General features: G+C 62.3%; 6 protein-coding genes. All 6 read right to left on the bottom strand.

All coding sequences use genetic code 11. The features are described from left to right. Positions 1 to 75: 75 nt before the first annotated feature. Positions 76 to 1698 (bottom strand): hypothetical protein, encoded by a 1623-nt coding sequence (locus C7I55_RS08325; protein ID WP_158266343.1) that lies wholly within the window; start codon positions 1696 to 1698, stop codon positions 76 to 78. 398 nt (positions 1699 to 2096) lie between these two features. Further along, the gene (locus C7I55_RS08320; protein ID WP_146150966.1) at positions 2097 to 5087 is read right to left on the bottom strand and encodes a patatin-like phospholipase domain-containing protein; all 2991 of its coding nucleotides are present in this window, start codon (positions 5085 to 5087) and stop codon (positions 2097 to 2099) included. A gap of 257 nt (positions 5088 to 5344) precedes the next feature. Beyond that, positions 5345 to 5677, bottom strand: coding sequence for a hypothetical protein (locus tag C7I55_RS08315; protein ID WP_106512391.1), 333 nt, complete (start codon positions 5675 to 5677; stop codon positions 5345 to 5347). Positions 5678 to 5704: 27 nt separating this feature from the next. Further along, positions 5705 to 6952 (bottom strand): S8/S53 family peptidase, encoded by a 1248-nt coding sequence (locus tag C7I55_RS08310; protein WP_158266342.1) that lies wholly within the window; start codon positions 6950 to 6952, stop codon positions 5705 to 5707. Between the two features lie 213 nt (positions 6953 to 7165). Beyond that, on the bottom strand, positions 7166 to 7540 hold the full coding sequence (locus C7I55_RS08305) for a hypothetical protein (RefSeq protein WP_106512389.1): 375 nt from the start codon (positions 7538 to 7540) through the stop codon (positions 7166 to 7168). A gap of 2 nt (positions 7541 to 7542) precedes the next feature. Further along, positions 7543 to 21366, bottom strand: coding sequence for a LysM peptidoglycan-binding domain-containing protein (locus tag C7I55_RS08300; RefSeq protein ID WP_106512388.1), 13824 nt, complete (start codon positions 21364 to 21366; stop codon positions 7543 to 7545). Positions 21367 to 21707: the final 341 nt, after the last annotated feature.

Raw genomic sequence — 21707 nt, 5'->3', positions numbered from 1 at the left:
TCCCGACTTCAGGCACTGGATGGCTCCAGAAGCGCCTTTGCTCCCAGCCACAACTGCATGGCATGAGCAGCCGAGTCATGGTGCGATGGCGATAATGGGACTCGCTGCCTGGATGCTGCTCTCGCTGGTCTGAAGCGCGATAAGGACGCTCAGGAATGAGAGAACTTCCAAGGTCCTGTCGCCGGGGTCTGCGGAACCGCCATGCAGAATGTAGTAATCGCGCCCTTGAAAGGTCGTCGACACGGCGGTCCTGAGCGGCGGCGCCTCATGCTCGCACGCCATGCGGATGCGGAAGAAATCTTGGGGTCCTATGATTCCGTCCTCGACAGAAAACATGGCGTCGGGGTCGTCGGACGACCCGTTCTTTGCCGCTTCCAACGTTATCGCAAGTGCATCTGCGCGAGCCTGCTCAAGCTCAGCCTTCTTGTGCAGACCGCCTGCATCCGGACCTTTGGCTGCGGCCGCCTGCATTTCCTCCCGGGCCATTGCAGCCGCGCTCGAAGCTCTCGCATGCATCCGGTCGATGATCTCGACGCGCGCGTCGTGCTCGCGCTTCAGAAGCTGCCGGGCGCTCTCCTGATGCGCTTGAGGCCGCAGGATGCCGCATCGTCTGTAATCTGCCTCGAGGTTAAGACGAGTGATTTCGGCGAGGTAGTAAAAGATCGACTCAACGGAGCGGAGCAGAAGCTCTTCCTGATGCGGCACGTTGAGACCATGGGACGATTTCGCTCCCGCCGACGGCTCGTCATGCGCTGCGACGCGGCCAGGCAGGATGGATGCCGCAGTGACGTGGGTGCCCTTCTGGTCGGCGGCCGGCTCGGCGGCGCACACCGAATTCAGGGAGAATCCCTCGATCTTAGGCGAACCCTTCTTCGCGATCTCCACAACAACCTGGTCACCAAGGCTAGCCTGGGCTTCGTGGCGCCTGCCGTTCAACCGTTGAGCCTGCCACTCGTCGTACGGCGTGATGGCGGTCACTGTCTTCCCTTCCCCGAGTCCGTCCTTCAACACCACCGCGGCCTTCTCAGCGGACATTCTCAGGGCGGCAAAGGGAGCAGGCGACGTCTGTGAAAGAGAGAAGCCGTCAGCGTGCTCGGCAGCCTCGACGAAATCCCAATTCAGATGCGGATCCGATCCCCCGTTGATCACGACCGAACCGTTGGAACAACTTACGCCGCCGATCATCAACGGGAGCACCAACCGCCGGTCCCAACGCTGGCTCAGGAAATGATCCATTGTCTCACCGCCCAAGGGACGTAGGATCCCCTGGGTGAATTCCTTGCTCGAGAGAGGCACAATTGTTACACTCGGATTGATCCCTCCACCAAATGTCACAGTGGGATTTATCGACTCATCCCCTCCAAGCAGGATGTTGTTGAATGGAATAGCGATCGAGGCGGTGCTGCGCACCGTTCCATTCACTGCCCCCATGGTCGAGAACTGCAATGGCTCACGCGCCCAAGCACGCAAAATGTTCAGCAGAACGCCCTCATTTCGCGAGTTTGCGAACACTCGATTATAGTCGGTCGAAACCTTATCCGTCTTATGCAGCGAGGCGGCGCAACCACCAGCGATCGTAGAAAGGCACAAAAGAGCTAGAAGTCGCATCACATTTTCTCCCCCCGGCGACATGCGAATCGATTTCATGATGTTGCCAGCAGGGAAATTAATTGGCAATCCTGCCCGCACCAAGCCCAAGCGAAAACTCCAACTCAGAAGTTGTGCGCGTCGCCCCCAGCTTATCGTGGTAGTTCGAATACGGTCGGCCACAACACCCAAGGACACATGACATCTAGAGGCGCGTACTACGTGTGCCTACGCCTACGTTTCGAGGGCGCGGACCCGCGGCAATCGCAATCGGCGATCAAGATGCCGGCTGCCTCGGATGCAGGTCGTTGTCCCACAAGCCGAGGAAAAGGACGCGCCCGGCCGGCCGCTGTCTCGGCTCGAGGCGATGCAATGCGGCGTCCCGCGCCACGACGGCGCTCCCAAGGACAAGACCGTCTTGCTCGGCCACGAGCCCGACAGGAGGAACAGCGTGCTTGCCAGCGGGACGACCCGGGCGACCTGCAGACTGTACGTGACCGCTCTTGGTCTTATCGGGTGCCGGAATGGCGGCGCGGCAGGAGCGACAGAATGCGCTGGCGCAGTGCGTCGGCATCCGCGTTCGGCCGCCACCGCGTGGTGCAGACGAACTCGTCAGAGCCGTCGAGAAAGCCGGAGACCATATGGAAACCGAGAGCGCGATACATCTCGAATTGCTCTTCGGTAAAAAACTGGTCACCGGTTGTCTCGTGTGGAAAGTCGGCATTCCGCTTCTTGTAGTCGATCACATAGTCCTTCTCGTCGCCGGTAAGCGTCGATTTGAAATAGAGAAGAATGCCTTCACTGCCATTCTGGTAAATGATCCGCCCGACCGCGCAATGTGGTCCGAACTCGCAGGTGCGTGTTCCGGCGAGGATATCCTCGGACGTCTTCCGAGCCTTCTCCGCCATCTCCTCCCAAGGGAGGACGATGCGAACGCCAAGATCAATGCGCGCGTATCGTTCGAGCTTCAGAAGCGAACCGAAAGACAAGGTCGGATCTGCCTCGGCGTCGATCGCGACGATCAGCTCGCAGCCGCGCTTGAGCAGTTCGTAAAGGCCGAGATTCTCAATATGGCCGCCGTCGGTCAGCACGATATGGCTGCTCCTCTCATCATGAAGGTTGAGCATCTCGCGAAGCAGGAACAAGCTTTCGTAGACCCCGCGCGTGATTCCGAGCAACGCATTGCTGACCTTGCCGCCCCCTGCGAGGCTTCGAGGATTGATCATCCAATAGCCGAGTCGAACGTTTAGCAGGGCCAATGTCGGGGACATCAACCTGACGGTGCTCGATCCCATGTTGGCTGAAATGGCGGCACCCGAGATCGCCATCGCCGTGGCGAGATCGAGCCTCGGGTCGATGCGCTCCATGTGCAACGCACCGGCGTAAGCCGCAATTCCACTTGGCGCTGCGGCCGCATAGGAGGTGAGATCGCTGCCGACGAAGCCCGGCGTGAAAATGAAAAAATCGGCATCCCGCCCGCGACGATTTGCTTCTGCAGACCCTTGAACGTTCATCGCGGCATTGATGATCGGGTACGGGCCGTTCGATGCTGCGAGATCGGACAGCTTTATGCCGTCCAGCGCCTTCGGTTCGCGCCAGACGTTTCCTGGCACGCTCTTGAACAGGAAGGCCTTGCTGAGCCGGTCCCGGTAAAGGCGGTGAAGCGAGTAGGCGTTGGGAGTGAGCGCCACCTGGCCAGCGACGCCGGCAAGGCCGAGGGCCAAGTAGATGGCGGCGGGCGAGTCCTGGACTCGCGTCAGCAATGTCAGGCTTGGCCATCGGGACGCTGGTGAGAGCAGGTCACGCGCCAACCCGTCTGTCGCCCTGATCAGGAAATTGTCGCTCGCAGTGGCGCAAAGCCACAGAAAGACGCACCATAGGGCGAGGGGCAAGACCAGCGACGCGGCGGCGAGCGCGAGCTGACTGGCACCACGCAGGACGAAGGTCCGGACACGCCTGCTGCGTCGACTCGTCTCCAGGTAGCGGCCGATGGCGCCGGAGAATGCGGACACCAATGCGGCGAGCGTAGCCAGTGCCGGGCCGACTCCGTTGGTCATCAACAACAATTCGGCCAGCGAACGGTCGACCAAGAGGGATCGGAACGTCTGAACCGCCCCAGGCTGTGCTGCGATGAAGGCAAGAGCGATTCCTGCCAGCAGCAGTGCATGGGCGGACCTGAGCAGTGCGCCTCGCGTGTCGCCGGTGAGCCAGTCGAGCGCTGCAACAGCGCGAAGCGCCGCCCAAACGAGCAGAAGCACGGCCAGCGCAGCGGCCGACCAGAGCACCGGCGCCCACGGATTGGCGCCAAGCAGCGGGAGGAGCAGAAGGGACAGGCCTGCCGCGAGCAGCAGAAAGGAAAGGGCCATGAAAAGGTTCGCGACAAGGCCGCGGAGCACCAGCACCACAACTTCGCCAACATTGCGCAGCCGACTGCGCCCCCTCGGCATCAGGTAATTGGAGTAATTGCGCAGATGCGCCAGCTCGGGCGTGTCGGCGACATCGCCTCCGAACGGGAAGTGGCCACCTCCCGTTCTCGATAATGCCGCACTCGCGGAAGCGCCGATATAGCCCCCTCCCGAGACCGTCGACAGATAATCCACGGCGTCGAGCCGCCCATCTTGGTCGAGGGCCTGCAATGCGCCGAGGCACACCGCCGCCGAACGAATGCCACCGCCTGACAAGGCCAGTCCAGTGGCCGTGCACGGTACAGGCCGCGGTCGCATCTTCCCCTTGTCTGGGTTCTTGCCGTCGAAACCGAAATAATTGGGCGGGAGCCCGCCGTTTCGATGCCCATCGCCTGCGCCGTTCACACCGGCGCCTCCGTGACCTCCTGGATTCGCGGAGGTGCCAACGGAAGAGCGATTCAAGAGCCCTCCCCGAAGAGTACTTGCGTCGAAGAACAGCTTGCCTGGGTCCGGCGAGCGCGGCTCGGCCTCGGGGCCCGCGCGCCGTCGGGAGTATTCGTCTCCTTGCTTTCGAAGGTGCTGCGCCTCGACGTAGCGATCGCTGCCTTCCAGCCAGTCCACAAAGATGGGAGCGCGCGGTTCTCCGAACTCGGGACGATCGCCCGATTCGAGTGCGACCACCGGACCCTTTGGCGATTGCTTTCTCGCCCGCCGTTCGTTGATTGCGGCGAGTTCGTACGGAAGTATGTCTTCGAAATAGAAGAGCTGCCGCTTCTTTCCCCACCGGCCGCCAAATACGAAGCGAATGAGGCTTCCGATCACCGACATGTGACGCCCCCAGAGCTGAAGTGGAACGCGCCGCGACGAATACATTGACGACCGGACGTCCGACATCTTCCGGACTCCCGGTCGCAATGACAAGTCAAAGTTTTGGTTGCATTCGAAGCGGCAAAGCTGGCGGCTGATTTGGGAGTGCCAGTCAGACGTCTTTCGCGCCCTACCTTTCAAATATCCCCGCAGCAGCAGCCCCGGCGCGGCCGCGCATGGGAAAATGGCGGCCGCGTTACGTGCGGTCTTGGACGCGCACCATGTCACGGGCGACGAGCCTCGCTCCCGGCATCAACGATCCCGAAGAAAAACGTAATCGCCTACTGCCTGAGTGAGATTCCCTGCGGACTGTGAGCTTGCCCGACAAAGATTAGCTTCGCAGGGAATGCGGCGATCGCAAGACGGCGAAAGACGCTGTCCCGGCTGCAAGAGCGGCCTGCGGATCAGGGCGCACTCAAATGCCGGTCGGAGATCCGGTGTCCGTCGGCGTCAGCCGATCATTCCGGCCTTTTCCGCATGGTTACTCAGGCGGAGGCGCTGGCGCTCGAAGGCTTTCTCACGATGCGGAGGGTCCGCCGACGACCCGGCCGCTTGAGCCGCGCCTTGCGCGTCTCGAATGTCTGGAGGGTGTGATCGGGCTCGACGACGAAGTTCGCTGACAGCGCGCGGCAGAGTTCGGCGAACTCGGTCCGGTTCACGACGACGCGCATGCTGTATCCCGGCTCACCGATCAGCTCTGCCGTCGAGAACCTGCCGAGAAGGCTGTCGCCATCGAGGGGCAATCGACCTGCCGCATATAGACGAGCGCAATCTTTCCGCATCGTCACAATCAGCTGCCTGAGATCGCTGTCACTCATGATATGCTCTTCCGTACAGGGAGAAGATTAAGGTCGGGTATCGCATAGCCAAGGGAGACCATGGCCCTCCCATTCTTCATCCACACCCGTTCGAATGCACAAGTCGGCAAGTCGTTGCCTCGCATGAGCCGCGCGTCGAGCGTCCGCCGGCATCGCAAGATAAGCCTCATCGCCGGCGAGATCAACCGCCAGCAGTCCCGTGACGATCGGCGCAGCGAACGAGGTGCCCGTCACGTCGAACGCTGGACGACCTTCCCTTGCAACCAGAATGCTCACGCCCGGCCCCACCACATCGACGCCATCTCCATAAGCGCTCAGTGGCGAGTAGAAGATTGCCTCGCCGTGAACCTCTCCATCCTCTTCCGAGAGGGCTTCCGAGAAACGGCCAAGGCCTTCGGGTGGGCCCCAGCCCCGCCGCCCGATGGCTCCGACGCCGACGCAATCGTCGCGCACCGCTGGAAATGCTGCGCGGTCATAAGGCTCGTTTCCGGCGGCGCAGACTACGAGAACGCCCTCCGACCAGGCCAGCTCGATCGCCTCGGCGAGCCCGGTCTCGTCCGGAAGCTCGTCGAAGGTGCCCAGGCTGAGATTGATCAAGTGCACCCGTTCCTCGAGCACCATTCTCGAGACAGCATCGGCGACATGGGTCGGGTCCAGATCGAGCTCGCACGGCTCGAGTGCTGCCGGGAAAAGGAAGCGTTTGTGCCGAAGCGTCCTGCGGGTGAAACTGGCACTGGCGAAGAGCAAGTCCGCACCAGGCGCGATCGGAGCGCAGCAGGCAGGAGCGGCCCGATCCCCGATGACCCGACAGACAACCTCGCCATGACGCCAGAAGGGTCCCCTCGGCTGCTCATCATGTCTTTCTCCCGGCCTTGACAGGAATCGCACGTGCTCGAGCCCAGCCTGGGGCGCAAACCCGCTGTCGACAATCCCGATACGGATCCCGGCACCGCGCTGCGGGTCGACGGCGTGGTCTTCGAGCAGGCGGTGCCACCATCCTGCTTCGCCAGGACGGTCGATCTCGGGGCATATCACGGTGCTCCCGTCGCACGCATCCTCGGCATGGGTGACCCAATAGCCGGGCACCTGCGGCGTGACGATGACGCCTTCCGGCTGCCCGAACTCATCTGAACTATAGTAGAGCTCGCCAGCGCCGCCCTGCTCCGCCTGGGTGAATTGAACACCGTCGGTATCGTCGGCAATTACCACGACTCCAGAGGCTGGAACGACGCCATCCTCCTGGTTCCGCACGAAGATGGTGCAATCGTCGTCCATGACCCGGTCCCCCCGCCGCATGTCAACTTGCAGGCCGAACGGCGATATTTGGGATGGGCGTGGCGGGAGACCAGGAAAGAGAGCTCGAGCAACGCGGACCATGCGCCAAATTTCCTCACACCGCCAGACAGATGCCAATTGAATGCACTACCGGTGCAGCTCGGAGGATGAGTCTACATCGTCCACCCCATTCCACGGCAACTTCAAACAACCTCAGTCCAGACCTTCAAGAATACGGATCGCCGCCAACTCTTCTAAATCCTCGAATTTGTTCGACTTGCCAGTCATCGATATGTCTTTAACCGACTTAACCTTTTCAATATGCGAATTCTGGAAAAAGCCTTCGTTGAGATTGAGATCGAATTCATAAACATCTTTATCCCTGGTCATCAAACGTCCTACCATGGTATCATCTCCATCGGGAGTCAACGATATGATGATGAAATCACCTGAATGAAATCCAATTTCCTCTAGACATTTAAACAATACGCTAGAATCGTTCATTCCTTCATATGCATCGAGAAATATCTTCCCACGTGAAAGTCGTTCGTTTAGATCAGCGACGTCAAAAATTGCCTGTTCCAGCATAATCACTTTCCTGGGTGTACAGTTAGCAAGTTTCCAAATCTATCAGTATATACGGTGATGAAGTTAGTGCTTGCACCGCCTCTATTTGCAGATAGCCTTCCGACGAGACCTACATCGACAACCCTCTTAAACCTGTTACTACTCAATCTCGCTACGGAAGCTTTCAAGACTGTATCACTAGTAAGTATATTCTGAAGTTGGTCTTGAGAAATTATAAACTGGCTTTTGTCGGCTTTGGCCGGGTTGAAGTGACCGGCTACGGCATGCTCCCATCCAGCCTTTGCCGGTCCGCGGACTTCTCGACCATCCACGCCGCGATGATTCAAGTTTATTCGCGACTGAACCACACCCGGGATGAGCGACGAACTGATCCTCGCGTCTGGCCGAACGCCAGCCAGGATGCCCATTTTGATGACCCCGGAACCTGCAAGTGCGGATGCAGCGAAGTGGATGCCAGACCCGCCTCGTGTGGCATTGGTGTCATCCCAATCGGCACCCCGATAGCCATCGGCTATCCACCCACGAACACTCTCCCCGAAGATTTCCAAAGCACTCCCAACGCCGTACCTTATCGGTCCTCCTGCTACCGTAAAGCCGACGTTAGCGACGTTCAGAATGAGAGCCGCGCCCGGCCGTTCTGCAAGAAATTGCGACACTTGGTTTTCGATTTGGCTCTTAGCTTTGCCAATCCAAATGCCGGCACGATCTATGGGTTTTCCCAGGTAGTAGGTTTTTACGCCCACGATCTCCTCGGATCCGCCCGACACGAGTGCCCCTGAGCCGCCTAGCCCGAGTTCGCGCCTAAAGCCCTCCACCTGTTGAAGACCGTACGGAGTTTTTGATGCCTCGTTAAGCAAGGCGTCCAGCATCTGATGATATTGAGATTGATATTCCTGACTGGTCGGATTCGTCTTGAGGAGCTCCGTCGCGGCAACGAGATCTGCAAAGGGCGCTCGCTCATTCTGCATGAGGGCTCCGGGCCCTCTGGCTGACACGAGAATACCCCAGGTCGCCCCTTCAGAAGACGCTAGGTAGTTCTTGGTTGCCGCCGCACCGATCAACCCTCCGATGGTCGATGCAATAACATCCGGGAGCGCCGCAATGACGTTGTCGCCAAAATCAGAGCCATCGAGCAAGCTGCGGCTTGCGGCGTTGGCAATGCCACCTGCCATGCCAGCCACAAGGCTTTTTCCTACGGCGGTCGCTGACAGATCGGCAGCGTTCATCCGTAAAGCGCCCCCAACGCTGGCCGCGACACCACCACCGACACCCGCGGCTGCGACGCCGACCCAATTCAACTTGGACTGAAGTCCACTGGCGACCGCAATCCCCTGCGTCAGGCCACTTGCCAGGACGCCCCGCAACGCTCCCTGCGCGAATGTTCCTCCAAAACCAGCGAAGGCTCCCGACTTTCCAAAGAGACCGCCCACACCAGTGGCTCCACCTACGGCTCCACCAAGCGAGCCAAGAGCCACCCCTTTCCAGCTAAAGCTGTCCTGCAAGCCGGTGAGCACGCCGAGACCTTGGCTGGCTGCAGAACCAACCGCACCGCCAATAGCCCCGGCCGCGATAAACGACCCTGCGGTGACGCCCGCCGCTGCGCCCGTGACACCGCCGATGCCCAACGTCGCCGATATGCCAGCGCTGAGCCCGCCTTGAACCGCGCCTGTAGCTGCCAAGAGAGCGCCCGAGGTGACGACGGTCACCGCGATCGCCACGACGGCTAGGAGCACGGCCCCGAACACGCCGCACTTGTTGCTCTTCTGCGTCTGCGGCTTGGGCGTGGTCGGGCTGGTCTCGCCCATCGCCTCGGCAGGATCATAGGGCTTGAACGTCGACGCATTGTGCGTGTTCTTCATCACCCCGGCCGGGATGGTGAGCCGCTGCCCTTCCATCAGCGCGTTGGACGCCGACAGGCCGTTCGCCTCGGCAAGCTTGTACCAGAGCGAGGCATCGCCCCAGAGCTGCGCCGCGATCGAGGTCAGCGTCTCGCCGCCCTGAACGGTGTAGCTGCCGCCGGAGCCGCCCTGGCTGTAGCTGGTCAGCGCGCTCGTGCTCAGATCGAAGTCGGCATGAAAGCCGCCATAGGCGCCGCCGTTGCGGAACGCGCCGGTGCCGGCCGTCGCCGTGCGGTTCGAGACCGAGCTCTGGTAGTCGGTATCGAGCGTGCCGTTGTTGCCGACATAGCCCATCTGCTTGCCGCCGAACCGGTACCACACTTCATGCGGATCGCCGTTGAGGTTAGGCTGGGACTGGGTCGGTATCTTGTTGTCCGCCTCATCGCGCCGGATCACCTGGCCGGTCATGTCGTTGGTGTAGGTGACCTTGCGTGGCCGGCCGTCGTTGACCGTGGCGGACTGAAGCTGCCCGGCATCGTTGTAGCTGTAGGTCGTATTGAACACCGTGTTCGACGTGCTGGCGGTATTCTCGTCGAAGCGGACCTTGGTGGTCACCGCGCCGTCATACCAGCCGATCGTGTTGTCGGTGCGCGTGTCGAGCGGGTTCGCGCTGCCCGTCGCCGCGGTGCCGCTGCCGTTGACGAACTTGTCGTTCTGCGACGTCGACCAGACCACCGCGCCGAGCGCGTAGGCGGTGCCGGTTCCGTAGTCGTTGACGACGATCGTGCGGAAGCGATCGCTGCCGCGCCGGGTGTTGGTGGTCTCGCCGGTAATCTGGCTCTTTGTATTGTAGGTGACGTCACGCTGATACTGGACCACCGTGCCGCTCGCGTCATAGTCGAGCTGCCGGGTAACCCGGCCGAGGCCGTCATAATCATAGTCCGCGATCCGGGATCCGGTGCCCGACGGCGGCAGGCCGACGATGGTGCCGTCCGGCCGCTGCTCCCAGCCGCCATCGATGCCATAGACGAGGTCGAGATTGCCGGCGGCGTCGTAGACATAGGTCTCGAGCCGCTGCCCCTCATAGCCCTGCTCGATATAAGGTTGAGTGCCGTCATAATCATAGGGGTTCGGGATCGAGGCGCTGGCCGCGACCGTTTTCGTCGTCGTCTTGCGCTGCCCCGCCACATTGTAGGTGTTGATCTCGCCGCCGACGATCTGCCCGTTCTGGAGCGACCCCTTGGCGGTCGTCACCCGGTTCATCTTGTCGTAGCGGTACCAGAGGTCCTGCGTCGACGCGCTGGTCGAGGCGGTGCCGTTCGTGTCAAGAGCGCGATAGCTCGCCAGCGTCCGGCGGATGTTGCCGTTGGCATCATATTCATAGTCGGTGCGGGCCGCCGGCGCGGTTCCCGTGCCGGCCTCGCTCCACCAGACGAGACGGCCAAGCGTGTCGTAATCCGCGGTCGCGTCCTGCGTCACCGTCGACCAGGTGTTGATATAAACTTCGGGCTCGCCGTCCCTGTAGAAGAAATTGTAGCGCTCCGATCCCGCATCCACCGTCTTCTGAGCGGCGAGGTTGCCGAGCAGGTCATAGGAGTGAGACGTGGTCTTGCGGGTCCAGTTGTCGCCGGTCGCGACCCCCGTGGTGACCGTGATCGTATCGACCAGCCCCGAGTTCAGCCATGTCCAGGACATCGCCCCGGCGCCGGTACGCGCTGTCAGGCGCCCGGCCTTGTCGTAGCTCATCTCCGAGATGCGCCCGCCAAGATCCTTCTTGTAGAGGGCGTGGCCGAACACATCCTCCTTCTCGATGGAGGTAAGAGTGTTGGCGAGGGTGGTGGTGGTCGCCCAGCCGCCCACCGTCACGCCCGCAGTCTTCAGCGTCGCGTCCCAGGCATAGCTGGTCGTCGTCGTGTCGCCGCCGAACGCCACCTGCCGCGTCACCCTGCCCTGCAGATCATAGTCGGTGATTTCGGCGTTGGCCGAGCCCAGGACCGTGTTGGTGTGCAGGATGCGACGGCCGAGCAGATCATACGTGTAAGCGTGGGTGAGCCCGCCACGCTCCGTCTGCAGGACCAGCCGACCCAGATTGTCGTAATTGCGGGTCTCGTCATGGACCGAGCGCAACGTGTGGCTGGCCGAGGTCTCGAGCTCGTTGCGGATCACCCGCGCGTCCCCGAACTGATCGTAGATGATCCGGGAAACACCGCCGTCGGCATGGGTCTCGACGGTGACCAGCGCCTCGCTGCCGCCATAGCCGGTGCCGGCGAGAAGCTGCCGCGTCGTGACGTTGCCATTGGCATCGGTGGTGCCGGTCAGGCGTCCAGAAAGGTCATAGGAGAAATATTCGGTCGGAGCGACCTGCTGCCTGGTGCCGTTCTCGGACGTGACCGACACCGTCGGCCGGACGATGGAGCGAACGCGGCCCATCGTGTTGTAGACGTAGCTGGTCTGTGCCCCTTCGGCATTCTTCTCCCAGGCGACCTCGCCGAAGGCATTGTAGCCCTTCGTCGTCGCGATATCGACGGCGCTTACGGTGGCGCTCAGCTGCCGCTTCATCGCCGCCGTGGTGGTCGCCTGGCCGCGCTTGTCGACGATCGTGATCGTCGTGTTGATGCCGTCGACATAGGTGGCACCGGCCCAGGCGCCGTTGCCTCTGGCAAGAGCAAGCACCTGGTCCAGCGTCTTGCCCGCGAGATCCGTCCCCTCGCTCTCGACCGCAAGCGTCTGGTTGCCGGCATTGTCGTAGACGAAATAGCGCCAGACGCCGCCACCGGAGTTGGTCGCGGTCAGCTGGCCGGCTGCATTGTAAGCGAACTGCTCCTGCCACAGTCCGTTCGTGCCCCGCGCAGAGACCTCGCCGAACGAGTTGTAGGCCGTGTCCTGGCGATCGCCATTGACCCACGTACCGCCGTTCCAGCTGGCGAGCGCCTGGCCGGTGACCCTGCCGAGCACGTCGCGTGTCTCGATCACCGCCTCGGTCAGGTCCCTGTAGGTGACCACACCCTGCGCGTTGACGCTCTGTACCTGGCGACGGGCATAGGATTCGCGGATCTTGTTGCCCGCTGCGTCGTAGACATATGAGAACTCGCCGCCTGCGGCATTCGTCATCGACGCCAACCGGCCGCCGGCGCCATAGACGTAGCGCGTGACACGCTCGCCCGCCATGCCTTCGGCGGTTCGCACGAGATTGTTGAGCCCGTCATAACGATAGTTCGTCGTCGGCGACACCGCGGCACCGCTATGATCGACGAAACCCTGGCGCTTCTCGGTCTCTAAACGACCAGCCAGGTCGTAACGATAGGTGGTGGTGTCGCCGGTCGCCTCCTGCTTCGAGGTCACCTGGCCGAGGCCGTTATAGGCGTAACGGACGAAGGAATCGCCGGCGCCTGCCTTCGTCCCGTCGAGCCAGCGCCGCTCCACCTGGCGATTGCCGTTCTTGTCGTAGCTGAAGTCCGTCACCCGGTCGTTTACATGGGTGGGGAGTGTGGGCGGCGCGGTCACGACCGGGGTGCCTGAAGCCTGAGTGGCGTAGCGTCGCTCGCTCAGCACATTCCCTTCCGCGTCAAAGGACCAAGCGGTGAGATATTTCTCCTGGTCGACCTGCCCGACCCTGCGGTTGTTGCGATCGTAATAAGATAAAGCGGCATTGCCATTGGCGTCGGTGACTTTGACCACGTTGCCGTTGGCATCATAGTCGTATTGCGTCGTCAGCGTCCCGGTGGCGGTTGCATAAGCCGAGCCGTTCCAGGCACCGGTGAGGATATTGGCGACGCTCGTCTTCGTCAGCCGGCCGAGCTTGTCGTAGACGTATAGCGTCTCGCGATACGGACCCGACGGAGCCCCCGGCGCAGCACCGCCGGCACTTGTTGGCAGCGCCACCGCAGTGCCGTAGACCCGTGTCGAGGTGAGGTTTCCGTTCTTGTCGTGGGTGTGGGTGGTGAGCGTACCCACCGCATTCACCTCGGCAACCTTGCGGCCGAGCTTGTCGTAGTAGAAGAGCGTGCGTGCCCCAAGCGCGCTCACCGTCTCAATCAGTCGGCCGAGTTGGTCATATTTGTAGCGCTCCCGCGGCGTCTCGGCATCGGGGCTGGTGCGATCAGCCTCCTTGAGGATGATGCGAGTCTCGGTCAGCCTATCGGCGCGATCGTAGAAAGACAGGGTCGTACGCGCTTCGGCCAAGCCGCTTGCCTCGACCATCTCGAGCCGATTGCCGCGCGCATCATATTTGAAGCGATTGGTGACGGTCGTCGCCTGAGTCGTCCCATCGGGCTTGACGGAGCTCATCGGCAGAGTCTCGGCAACGAGCAGGCCGCGGCGATCGAAGCTGTTCAGGGTGACCCCGCCAAGCTTGTTTCGAACCTCGATACGCTGCCCGAATGCGTCCAGCTTGTAAGTCTCGAAAGAACCTTCAGCGTCGATCGTCTTCACCACCCGGCCGAGCCGGTCATATTCGAAGTGCGTCGTCGCGTCCTTGGCATCGGAGGCCACGATCGGAAGCGTCCCGACTGCCGCGGCGTTGGTCGCCCGTTGGGACCGGCGGGTGACGCTCTTCACCTCGCCGAAAGGCGTGTAGGCCGTCTCGGTTACGTGATTCTCGGCGTCGCGGCTGATTGTCAGACGCCCCGCACGATCATAATATTGGTAGGTCGCGTTCCCGCGGGCATCAGTGGTTTTGACGACTCCGCCGAATGCGTCATACTCGTAGGAGACGATCCCGCTTTCGGCATTGGTCTCGGTCAGCAGTCGTCCGAGCCGATCGTGGCTGCGCAACGTCTTGTTGCCCAGCGGATCGGTAATCTCGACGACATTGCCGTGGCCGTCATAGACGTAGCGGGTAATCGCGGGATCCGAGGTACCGTAGCCGCGATGCTCCGCGACCACGTGACCAGCATTGTCATAAGTGTAAGCGACCGTCGATGCGTCTGCAGTGCCATAGGCCGTCACCCTCGCGCCGAGCGTTCCATTCGCATTGTAGCTAAGCCGGGTGCGGCCGCCTGCGGCATCAACCGTTTCCGTGAGCCGGCCAGAATTATCGTAGACGAAGGTACGGTGGACGAATGTCCCGGTAGGAAGCGACTGAAGCATCGCAAAGCCATAGTCTGCGGGGACGACCGCCGCGTCCCAGCGTGTCTCACCAATCTGCCTCCCCGCAGCGTCGTAGTCGTGGCGGGTGACAAATCCTTCGGCGTCGATGACGAAGCGGAGCAGACCGCGGTCATCGTAGACGTTGCGGGTGACCCGGTTGGCGGCGTCGCCCGAAACCGATCCGGCCCAAGCCTCGAGAACGGCGAGCGTCGGCAGGCCGACCGTCCATCTTCCTGCGAAGCGGATCGTCTTCACGACCTGCCCGACTTCGTCGTACACGAAGCCGGTCACGGCGCCTTCGCCATCGATCGTGTAGGCGGCGCGGCCAGCCGCGTCATAGACGATCGAGGCTCTCCGGGGCTCCTCCGAGGTTGTTGCGGCGGCGGCTACCAGCGCCTTCACGTTGTGGAAACTGTAATCGGACGTTGTCGCAATGGTCCCCGAATGGGAGACCGTCGCCGTCACTTTGCCGGCAGCGTTGTAGGTAAATTCGGTGACATGGTTCAGGGCATCGACCTGGAAGCGCAGCGCCCCCTGTCCGTCGTGAATGAAGCGGGTTCGACGATCGGCGACGCCGCTGGCCGCCGCCGCGATCAGCTGATCGAGCGAGCCGGTTGCTCGAAGGGCCGCCTGAACAGGGCTCGCGTAAGCGATCTCCTCGACCTTCTGGCCGGCCAGGTCGAACACGGCGCGAGAAAGGAAGCCTTCGCCGTTCAGCGCGGCCACGAGGCGACCGTCCTTGTCGTAGAATTTCCGCGCTATGGAGTCACCCGTACTCCCCGCGGGAAGGATTGGCGCTTCCGGCGGATTCGTCTTGAATCCGGCAAGCTGCGCCGCGGTCAACCTGTTCTGGAATGCCGTCGTGCGCACCAGGCGACCAGCCGCATCGTAGCCGTACGCGGTGACGGACCCATCACCTTCAATCGCTGCCAGGAGGCGCCCTTCCCGGTCGTGGACATTCCAGTTCCACAGATCAGACTCCTGGGCAGTTGGACGTAATCCGGCGATGTCAACGGCCACCATCGGATCGGCCAAGCCGGCAAGCTGAGCCGCCGTAAGACCGGTGGCGTATCGGGCCGTTGCGACGATCCCGCCATTCGCATCATAGCGATATTCAACGATCTGGCCGAGATGATCGACGTCGGCGACCTTCCGGCCGAGCCGGTCGTAAACAAAGTAGGCATTGCGACCTGTCGCATCCGTGGAGACCCGGAGCCGGCCAAGCTGATCATATTTGTAGACGGTGGCGGCGCTCTCGATCGCACCCTCGCGGCTGGGCTGCAGCCGCGGCGCGGCGAAGCAATGATCAACGGGCGCGTAGGTGACGAAGAATGGGGAATAATAAGCCGCGCCGGCCGGTTTGGTTATTTCGTGGCTCGAAGTCGTCCAGGCCGTGTCGGTTGGCCAATGGTTGAAATAATCCTCCTTGAGGAAGCGGCCCTCGGCATCGTACCAGAAGACACCGAACTTCACCTGCGCCCCGGGCTGGCCGACCTTGTAGGTGAGCGAGAGCTCGAAACTGCTCGCGCCCGACGTCAGCGGCACCTGGTTCCTGCTCAATCCCGCGGGCTGGGTGCCGACGCTGCGGACGTAGAAAGGCGCCGGATCGCCGACACCGCCCGCGACCCTCTCGACATTGTCGAGCTGCCATCCCGCCGTCCCGTCGAGCAGATTGGCGTTGGGAATGAGGTTGGACTCGGTCAGCGACGGCGCGGCAAAGCAAATGTCGTTGGCGGCGTAGGTCACGAAGAACGGGGAATAATAAGCAGCCCCGGCCGGTTTGGTGATTTCGTGACTCGAAGTCGTCCAGGCCGTGTCGGTCGGCCAGTGGTTGAAATAATCCTCCTTCAGGAAACGGCCCTCGGCATCGTACCAGAAGGCACCGAACTTCACCTGCGTCCCGGGCTTGCCGACCTTGTAGGTGAGCGAGAGATCAAAGCTGCTCGCGCTCGATGTCAGCGGCACCCGGGACCTGCTCAATCCCGCCGACTGACCACCGACGCTGCGGGCGTAAAAGGGTACCGGGTCCCCGACGCCGCCCGCAACCCGTTCGACATTGTCGAACTGCCAGCCACCGGTGCCCTCAAGCAAATCTGCATTTGGTATCAGGTTGAGCGCCGAGGAATTGGTGGACGCGATCAACTCGCCGGCTCGGTTGAACGTAGACGTCTGCACGAGGCCGCTGGCCAATGTCACGATCGTCCTTGACGCCGAATCATTGAAGGCGATGCTGGTGCGTCCTCCAGCGGTATCGACGGACGCGACCATGCGCCCGAGGCCGTCATAGACGAACGTCTCCGATGCCTCGCCTCCGGCCTGCCGGGAGAGAAGGCGGCCGGCCTGGTCATAGCTGTAACGAACCGCGCGCACGCCTGCGCCCGACATCGCCGGTTCACCGCCGCTTTCGCCCCAGATCGCGACGTCGCACTCGGCCCCGAGAGAATAGATCGCGCTATCGAAGGAGACGGTGCCAAGCGCACTTCCTGAGACGACCCGCAGCGGCCCGGCGGCCACCGCTTGTTCGAGCGAAGCGCCTTTGTAATATGAGAGGTTGCTACCGACGCGGCGTAACCAGAGCGTGTCGCCGGCGGCGTAACGTGCGCCAAGCGAGCCGTAGCCGGTGCCCTCGACATAGAAGAGCCTCCCGTCGGCGAGCATCTCGATACCGGCGTCGATGTTCGTGAAGGAATTCGAGGCGTCGGGGTTCCGCGAAACGCCGCCGATGAAGTAGCGGTCTCCCTGCTGCGGACGGAGCCGAAGAACGAAATCGCCCGGGAAGCTCTGCGCTGACCGGACCGAGGCGTCGTAGCCGTTGACGGCACCGGCTGCCTTCCTGATCCGAAAGGATCCGTCCACCTGCGCCGTAACCACTGTGTTCTGATAGCCGCTGATCGCCGCCCCTTGCGCACGCGCCCGCATCGCCATCGGGGTGTCGATCGCGACGTCACATTCCGCGCCGACGGAGTATATGGCCGCATCGAAGCATACGGGGCCGATGCCCCCGGAAATCACCGAGCGTAGCGCTCCGGCGGCAATCGCCTGATCAAGCGTATTTCCCTTATAGTAGGAGATCGTATCCCCCACCCGCGTCAGCCAAAGCGTGTCGCCGGCGACATAGCGGCTTTCAAGCGCGCCGTAGCCGGCGCCCTCGACATAGAAAAGTCGCCCGTCAGCCAGCAGCTCGATGCCGAAATCGAGATTGGTGTAAGAATCGGAGGCATTCGGGTTCGTGGCGACCCCGCCGATGAAATGTTTGTCCGACTGGCGCGGCTGCAGGCGCAATGCGAAATCGCCCGTGAACGTTGCCGACGAGCGCACCGAAGCGTCGTAAGCACCTGCCGAGCCCGCAGCCTTGCGTACCCGGAACGATCCATTTCCAAGATCGGTGACCAGCGTATTCTTATGACCGACGATCGCTGCCGAGACGGCACTCTGGGGGTCTGCGATCGCCAGATCGCATTCGGCGTCGAGCGAGTAGATAGCAACATCGACATAGAGCGTGCCGATAACCCCGGTTACGCTCCTGAGCGCCCCCGCCTGAACCGCCTGCTCCAGCGTTGGTCCGCGGAAATAGTAGATCGTTTCGCCCGAACGGACGAGCCAGAAGTCTTCGCCCGCCGCATAGCCGGTTGCTAGGCTCTGATAGGCGGTGCCTTCGATATATTGAACATTGCCGCCGATCCCGAACTCAATCCCGTAGTTTATGCCCGTGTAGCTGTTGGACGCTGCCGGAGCTGTCGAAACTCCCGCCGTGAAGTAGCGGTCCGTTCGACGCGGCCGCATCCGCAGGACAAAATCGCCGGAGAAGGCGGTCGACGAGGTGATCGACGCGTCATACGCGGCCTGGCCGCCGGACGTCTTCGCGATCCGGTAGGAGCCGTCGGCTTGCGCGACGACCGAAGTGTTTGCTCCAGCCGAAATCGGCGCCGAGACCGGCATGTAAGCAGGATCTGCCACTCCGGATAACGCGACGTCGAAGGCTGCTCCAGCCGAGTAGAGAGCGGCGTCGAAGTAGAGCGTTCCGCCGACTCCGGCGACGCTGCGGAGCGCGCCTGCAGCAACTGCCTGATCGAAGGTGGCGCCCTTTAGATAATAGAGAGTTGTCCCGACCCGAGCGACCCAAAGGCACTCGCCCGTTGTAACGGTGGTCCCTAGACCTCCGTAGCCGCTCCCCTCCACGAACGCGACGCTGCCGCCGGGACCGACCTCGAGGCCGTAGTCGACACCAAGATAGCTGGTTGTCGATGCCGGCGACCGCGACATCCCGCCGATCAAATATCGGTCGGTCTGCTGCGGTCGTAGGAGAAGCACGAAATCCCCTGAGAACCCGGCACTTCCAAAGGCCGACGCGTCGTAGCTGTTATTGACCCCCGAGGTCTTCACCACGCGGTAGGATCCGTCCGCCTGAGCTGTCACCGCCGTATTGCGTCCGGCCAGGATCGGTACCGTCACCGACGGAGCGGGTGATGCGCTGGCGCCGATGGGTAATCCTTGCACCGTTGCGCCGTCATATCTCGTCTCGGCAGTGAGGTTGCCACGCGCGTCATAGGAACGATAGGTGACCTTGACGCCGCTGCGGTCCACGAGCGCGTTGCGCCACCCGTCCATCTGCGCCTCGGTGACCAGTTGTCCCGCGGCGAGCGCCGAGAGATCGCACCTGTGCTCCGGATATTCGATCGTATATTCGAGATTCCCTGCTGAGGAATAACGATGCTCGACGACGCCTGCGCCGGGGCTGATCGTGTATCGGAGCCGACCCTTGGCATCATGAACGAAGCGGGTGACATCGACACCGACAGCTTCGAGCCGCGGCGCGGCGAAGCAATGATCAACGGGCGCGTAGGTGACGAAGAATGGGGAATAATAAGCCGCGCCGGCCGGTTTGGTTATTTCGTGGCTCGAAGTCGTCCAGGCCGTGTCGGTTGGCCAATGGTTGAAATAATCCTCCTTGAGGAAGCGGCCCTCGGCATCGTACCAGAAGACACCGAACTTCACCTGCGCCCCGGGCTGGCCGACCTTGTAGGTGAGCGAGAGCTCGAAACTGCTCGCGCCCGACGTCAGCGGCACCTGGTTCCTGCTCAATCCCGCGGGCTGGGTGCCGACGCTGCGGACGTAGAAAGGCGCCGGATCGCCGACACCGCCCGCGACCCTCTCGACATTGTCGAGCTGCCATCCCGCCGTCCCGTCGAGCAGATTGGCGTTGGGAATGAGGTTGGACTCGGTCAGCGACGGCGCGGCAAAGCAAATGTCGTTGGCGGCGTAGGTCACGAAGAACGGGGAATAATAAGCAGCCCCGGCCGGTTTGGTGATTTCGTGACTCGAAGTCGTCCAGGCCGTGTCGGTCGGCCAGTGGTTGAAATAATCCTCCTTCAGGAAACGGCCCTCGGCATCGTACCAGAAGGCACCGAACTTCACCTGCGTCCCGGGCTTGCCGACCTTGTAGGTGAGCGAGAGATCAAAGCTGCTCGCGCTCGATGTCAGCGGCACCCGGGACCTGCTCAATCCCGCCGACTGACCACCGACGCTGCGGGCGTAAAAGGGTACCGGGTCCCCGACGCCGCCCGCAACCCGTTCGACATTGTCGAACTGCCAGCCACCGGTGCCCTCAAGCAGAAGCGCATTGGGAATGAGGTTCGAGGCTTGCGTGCCACCGCTCGACGTGCTGCGGCTTTCGCTGATCAACTCGTTACGTGTCCCGTAGACACGGGTGACCGCATTGCCGTCGGCGCCGATCGAAACCGCGAGATTCCCCGCCCCATCGTACACGAAGCGCTCCACCCCGCCTTGCGCGTCGGTGACCGAGGCAACGTCGCCGGTCGCCGGATCATAGGTGAAGCTAACGACGTGCGGCGTTGCGCCGGCGCTCGGAGCCGGAGCCGTGATCTTCTCGAGGGAGCGCTCGCCGGCGGCAGAGTAATCGAGGCGCGTGACCTGGCCTGCAGGGTCAGTGATCAGCGTGGAGGTAGTGCCATAAGCGAGGGTCGTGACACGGGTGACCCCGGCGGCGACCGTCTCCGTGAGGCTTGTGACTAGCTCGCCCGTATAGCCGATCGCCAATAGTGAGCCATCGGTCTGGGCGATGGTGGCAATCCGGTTCGAATTGCCGTCATAGCTGTACATCGTGACGTAGGTGCGCCCGTCGGCGATGCTGTTGTCCTCGGGGCTGATGTCGACGGTGACGGTGGTCAGGCGACTGAGCCCGTCATAGCCATAGCGGGTCCGCGTCAGCGTCCGCGCCGCAGCGGTAACGAGGTCCGTGGAGCCGGTAACGATCGCCGTGATGTTGCCGCCGCTCCAGGCATAATCGACGAAGCCGCCGTCCGCGGTGGTGATGCGTGCAAGATTGGCGCCGGTGTAGGCGAAGGTGAGCGTGTTGCCGCTGCTGTCGACCTCGGAGGCGATCCGCCAGTGATCGGTGTAAGCGGCATAGGTTTCCCGGACCTGAGTGCTGCCGTCGGTCCAAGTCCAGGCACCGGACCCAAAGGCGAGACTATCGTGGGCTCCGGCACCCTGGGTGGTGCGATAGAGGCTCCGCGCAACGTCGTAGGTATAGAGGATGTCCGATCCATCCGCCGATACCCGGCGGACGCTGCTGCCCGCCGCATTCACGGTACCGGTCAGGGCGTGGATTCGCCGCTCAGTGCTCTGCCGCCAGCGTCCGCCATTATCTTGGGGAACGGCACTTTGGCTGTTGTAGGTGCGATCGATCGCCGCGTCCGGGCCGCGCCCGATCAGGATCTCGTCGCTCTGGCGGATGACCAAATTGCCGGTCGCGGCATTGACGAAGACCTGTTCGCCGTTTCGCCCGAGCGAGGAGGAGCCGAGCAGGCCGGCCCTGCCGAGCAGCGCCCCCGATCCGCGCTCCAGACCCGTGCCGCCCCCCGTGAAAATTGCAACCATTGATACGCCCCCCACTCACTCTCAATGCCCGCCGGCACCGCCGTCCCTGCCTCGCCACCCGCGTTCGAAAGTCTAACCCGCGCAAATCGGCAGATGTTTGCACTCTCACACCAATGTCGCCGACCTGGCGCGCGAGGAGGTGTCCGTGATAATCCCGACCACGCTCCGCCCAAGGCAGCGGGGCGAGACGACGCCCTCAACCTCCCTGATCCGCAGAAACCGAGAAATGTTTAGCATTTTTCTCCAGCCGCTCGAAAAGCAGCCGTGCCATCATGATCAATCCAGGCTCGCCGGAGATCGCCACGGCGTCTCGGCAAAGCCGTACACCGCTGCATGGGAGC

The sequence above is a fragment of the Allosphingosinicella deserti genome, from assembly GCF_003012735.1.
GTDB lineage: Bacteria > Pseudomonadota > Alphaproteobacteria > Sphingomonadales > Sphingomonadaceae > Allosphingosinicella > Allosphingosinicella deserti.
This window is presented reverse-complemented; position numbering and strand designations above follow the sequence as displayed.

Excerpts from the sequence above, each read along its gene's own strand:
- C7I55_RS08315 (WP_106512391.1), bottom strand. The coding sequence starts at position 5,677 with ATGAGTGACAGCGATCTCAGGCAGCTGATTGTGACGATGCGGAAAGAT.
- C7I55_RS08310 (WP_158266342.1), bottom strand. The coding sequence starts at position 6,952 with ATGGACGACGATTGCACCATCTTCGTGCGGAACCAGGAGGATGGCGTC.
- C7I55_RS08305 (WP_106512389.1), bottom strand. The coding sequence starts at position 7,540 with ATGCTGGAACAGGCAATTTTTGACGTCGCTGATCTAAACGAACGACTT.
- C7I55_RS08300 (WP_106512388.1), bottom strand. The coding sequence starts at position 21,366 with ATGGTTGCAATTTTCACGGGGGGCGGCACGGGTCTGGAGCGCGGATCG.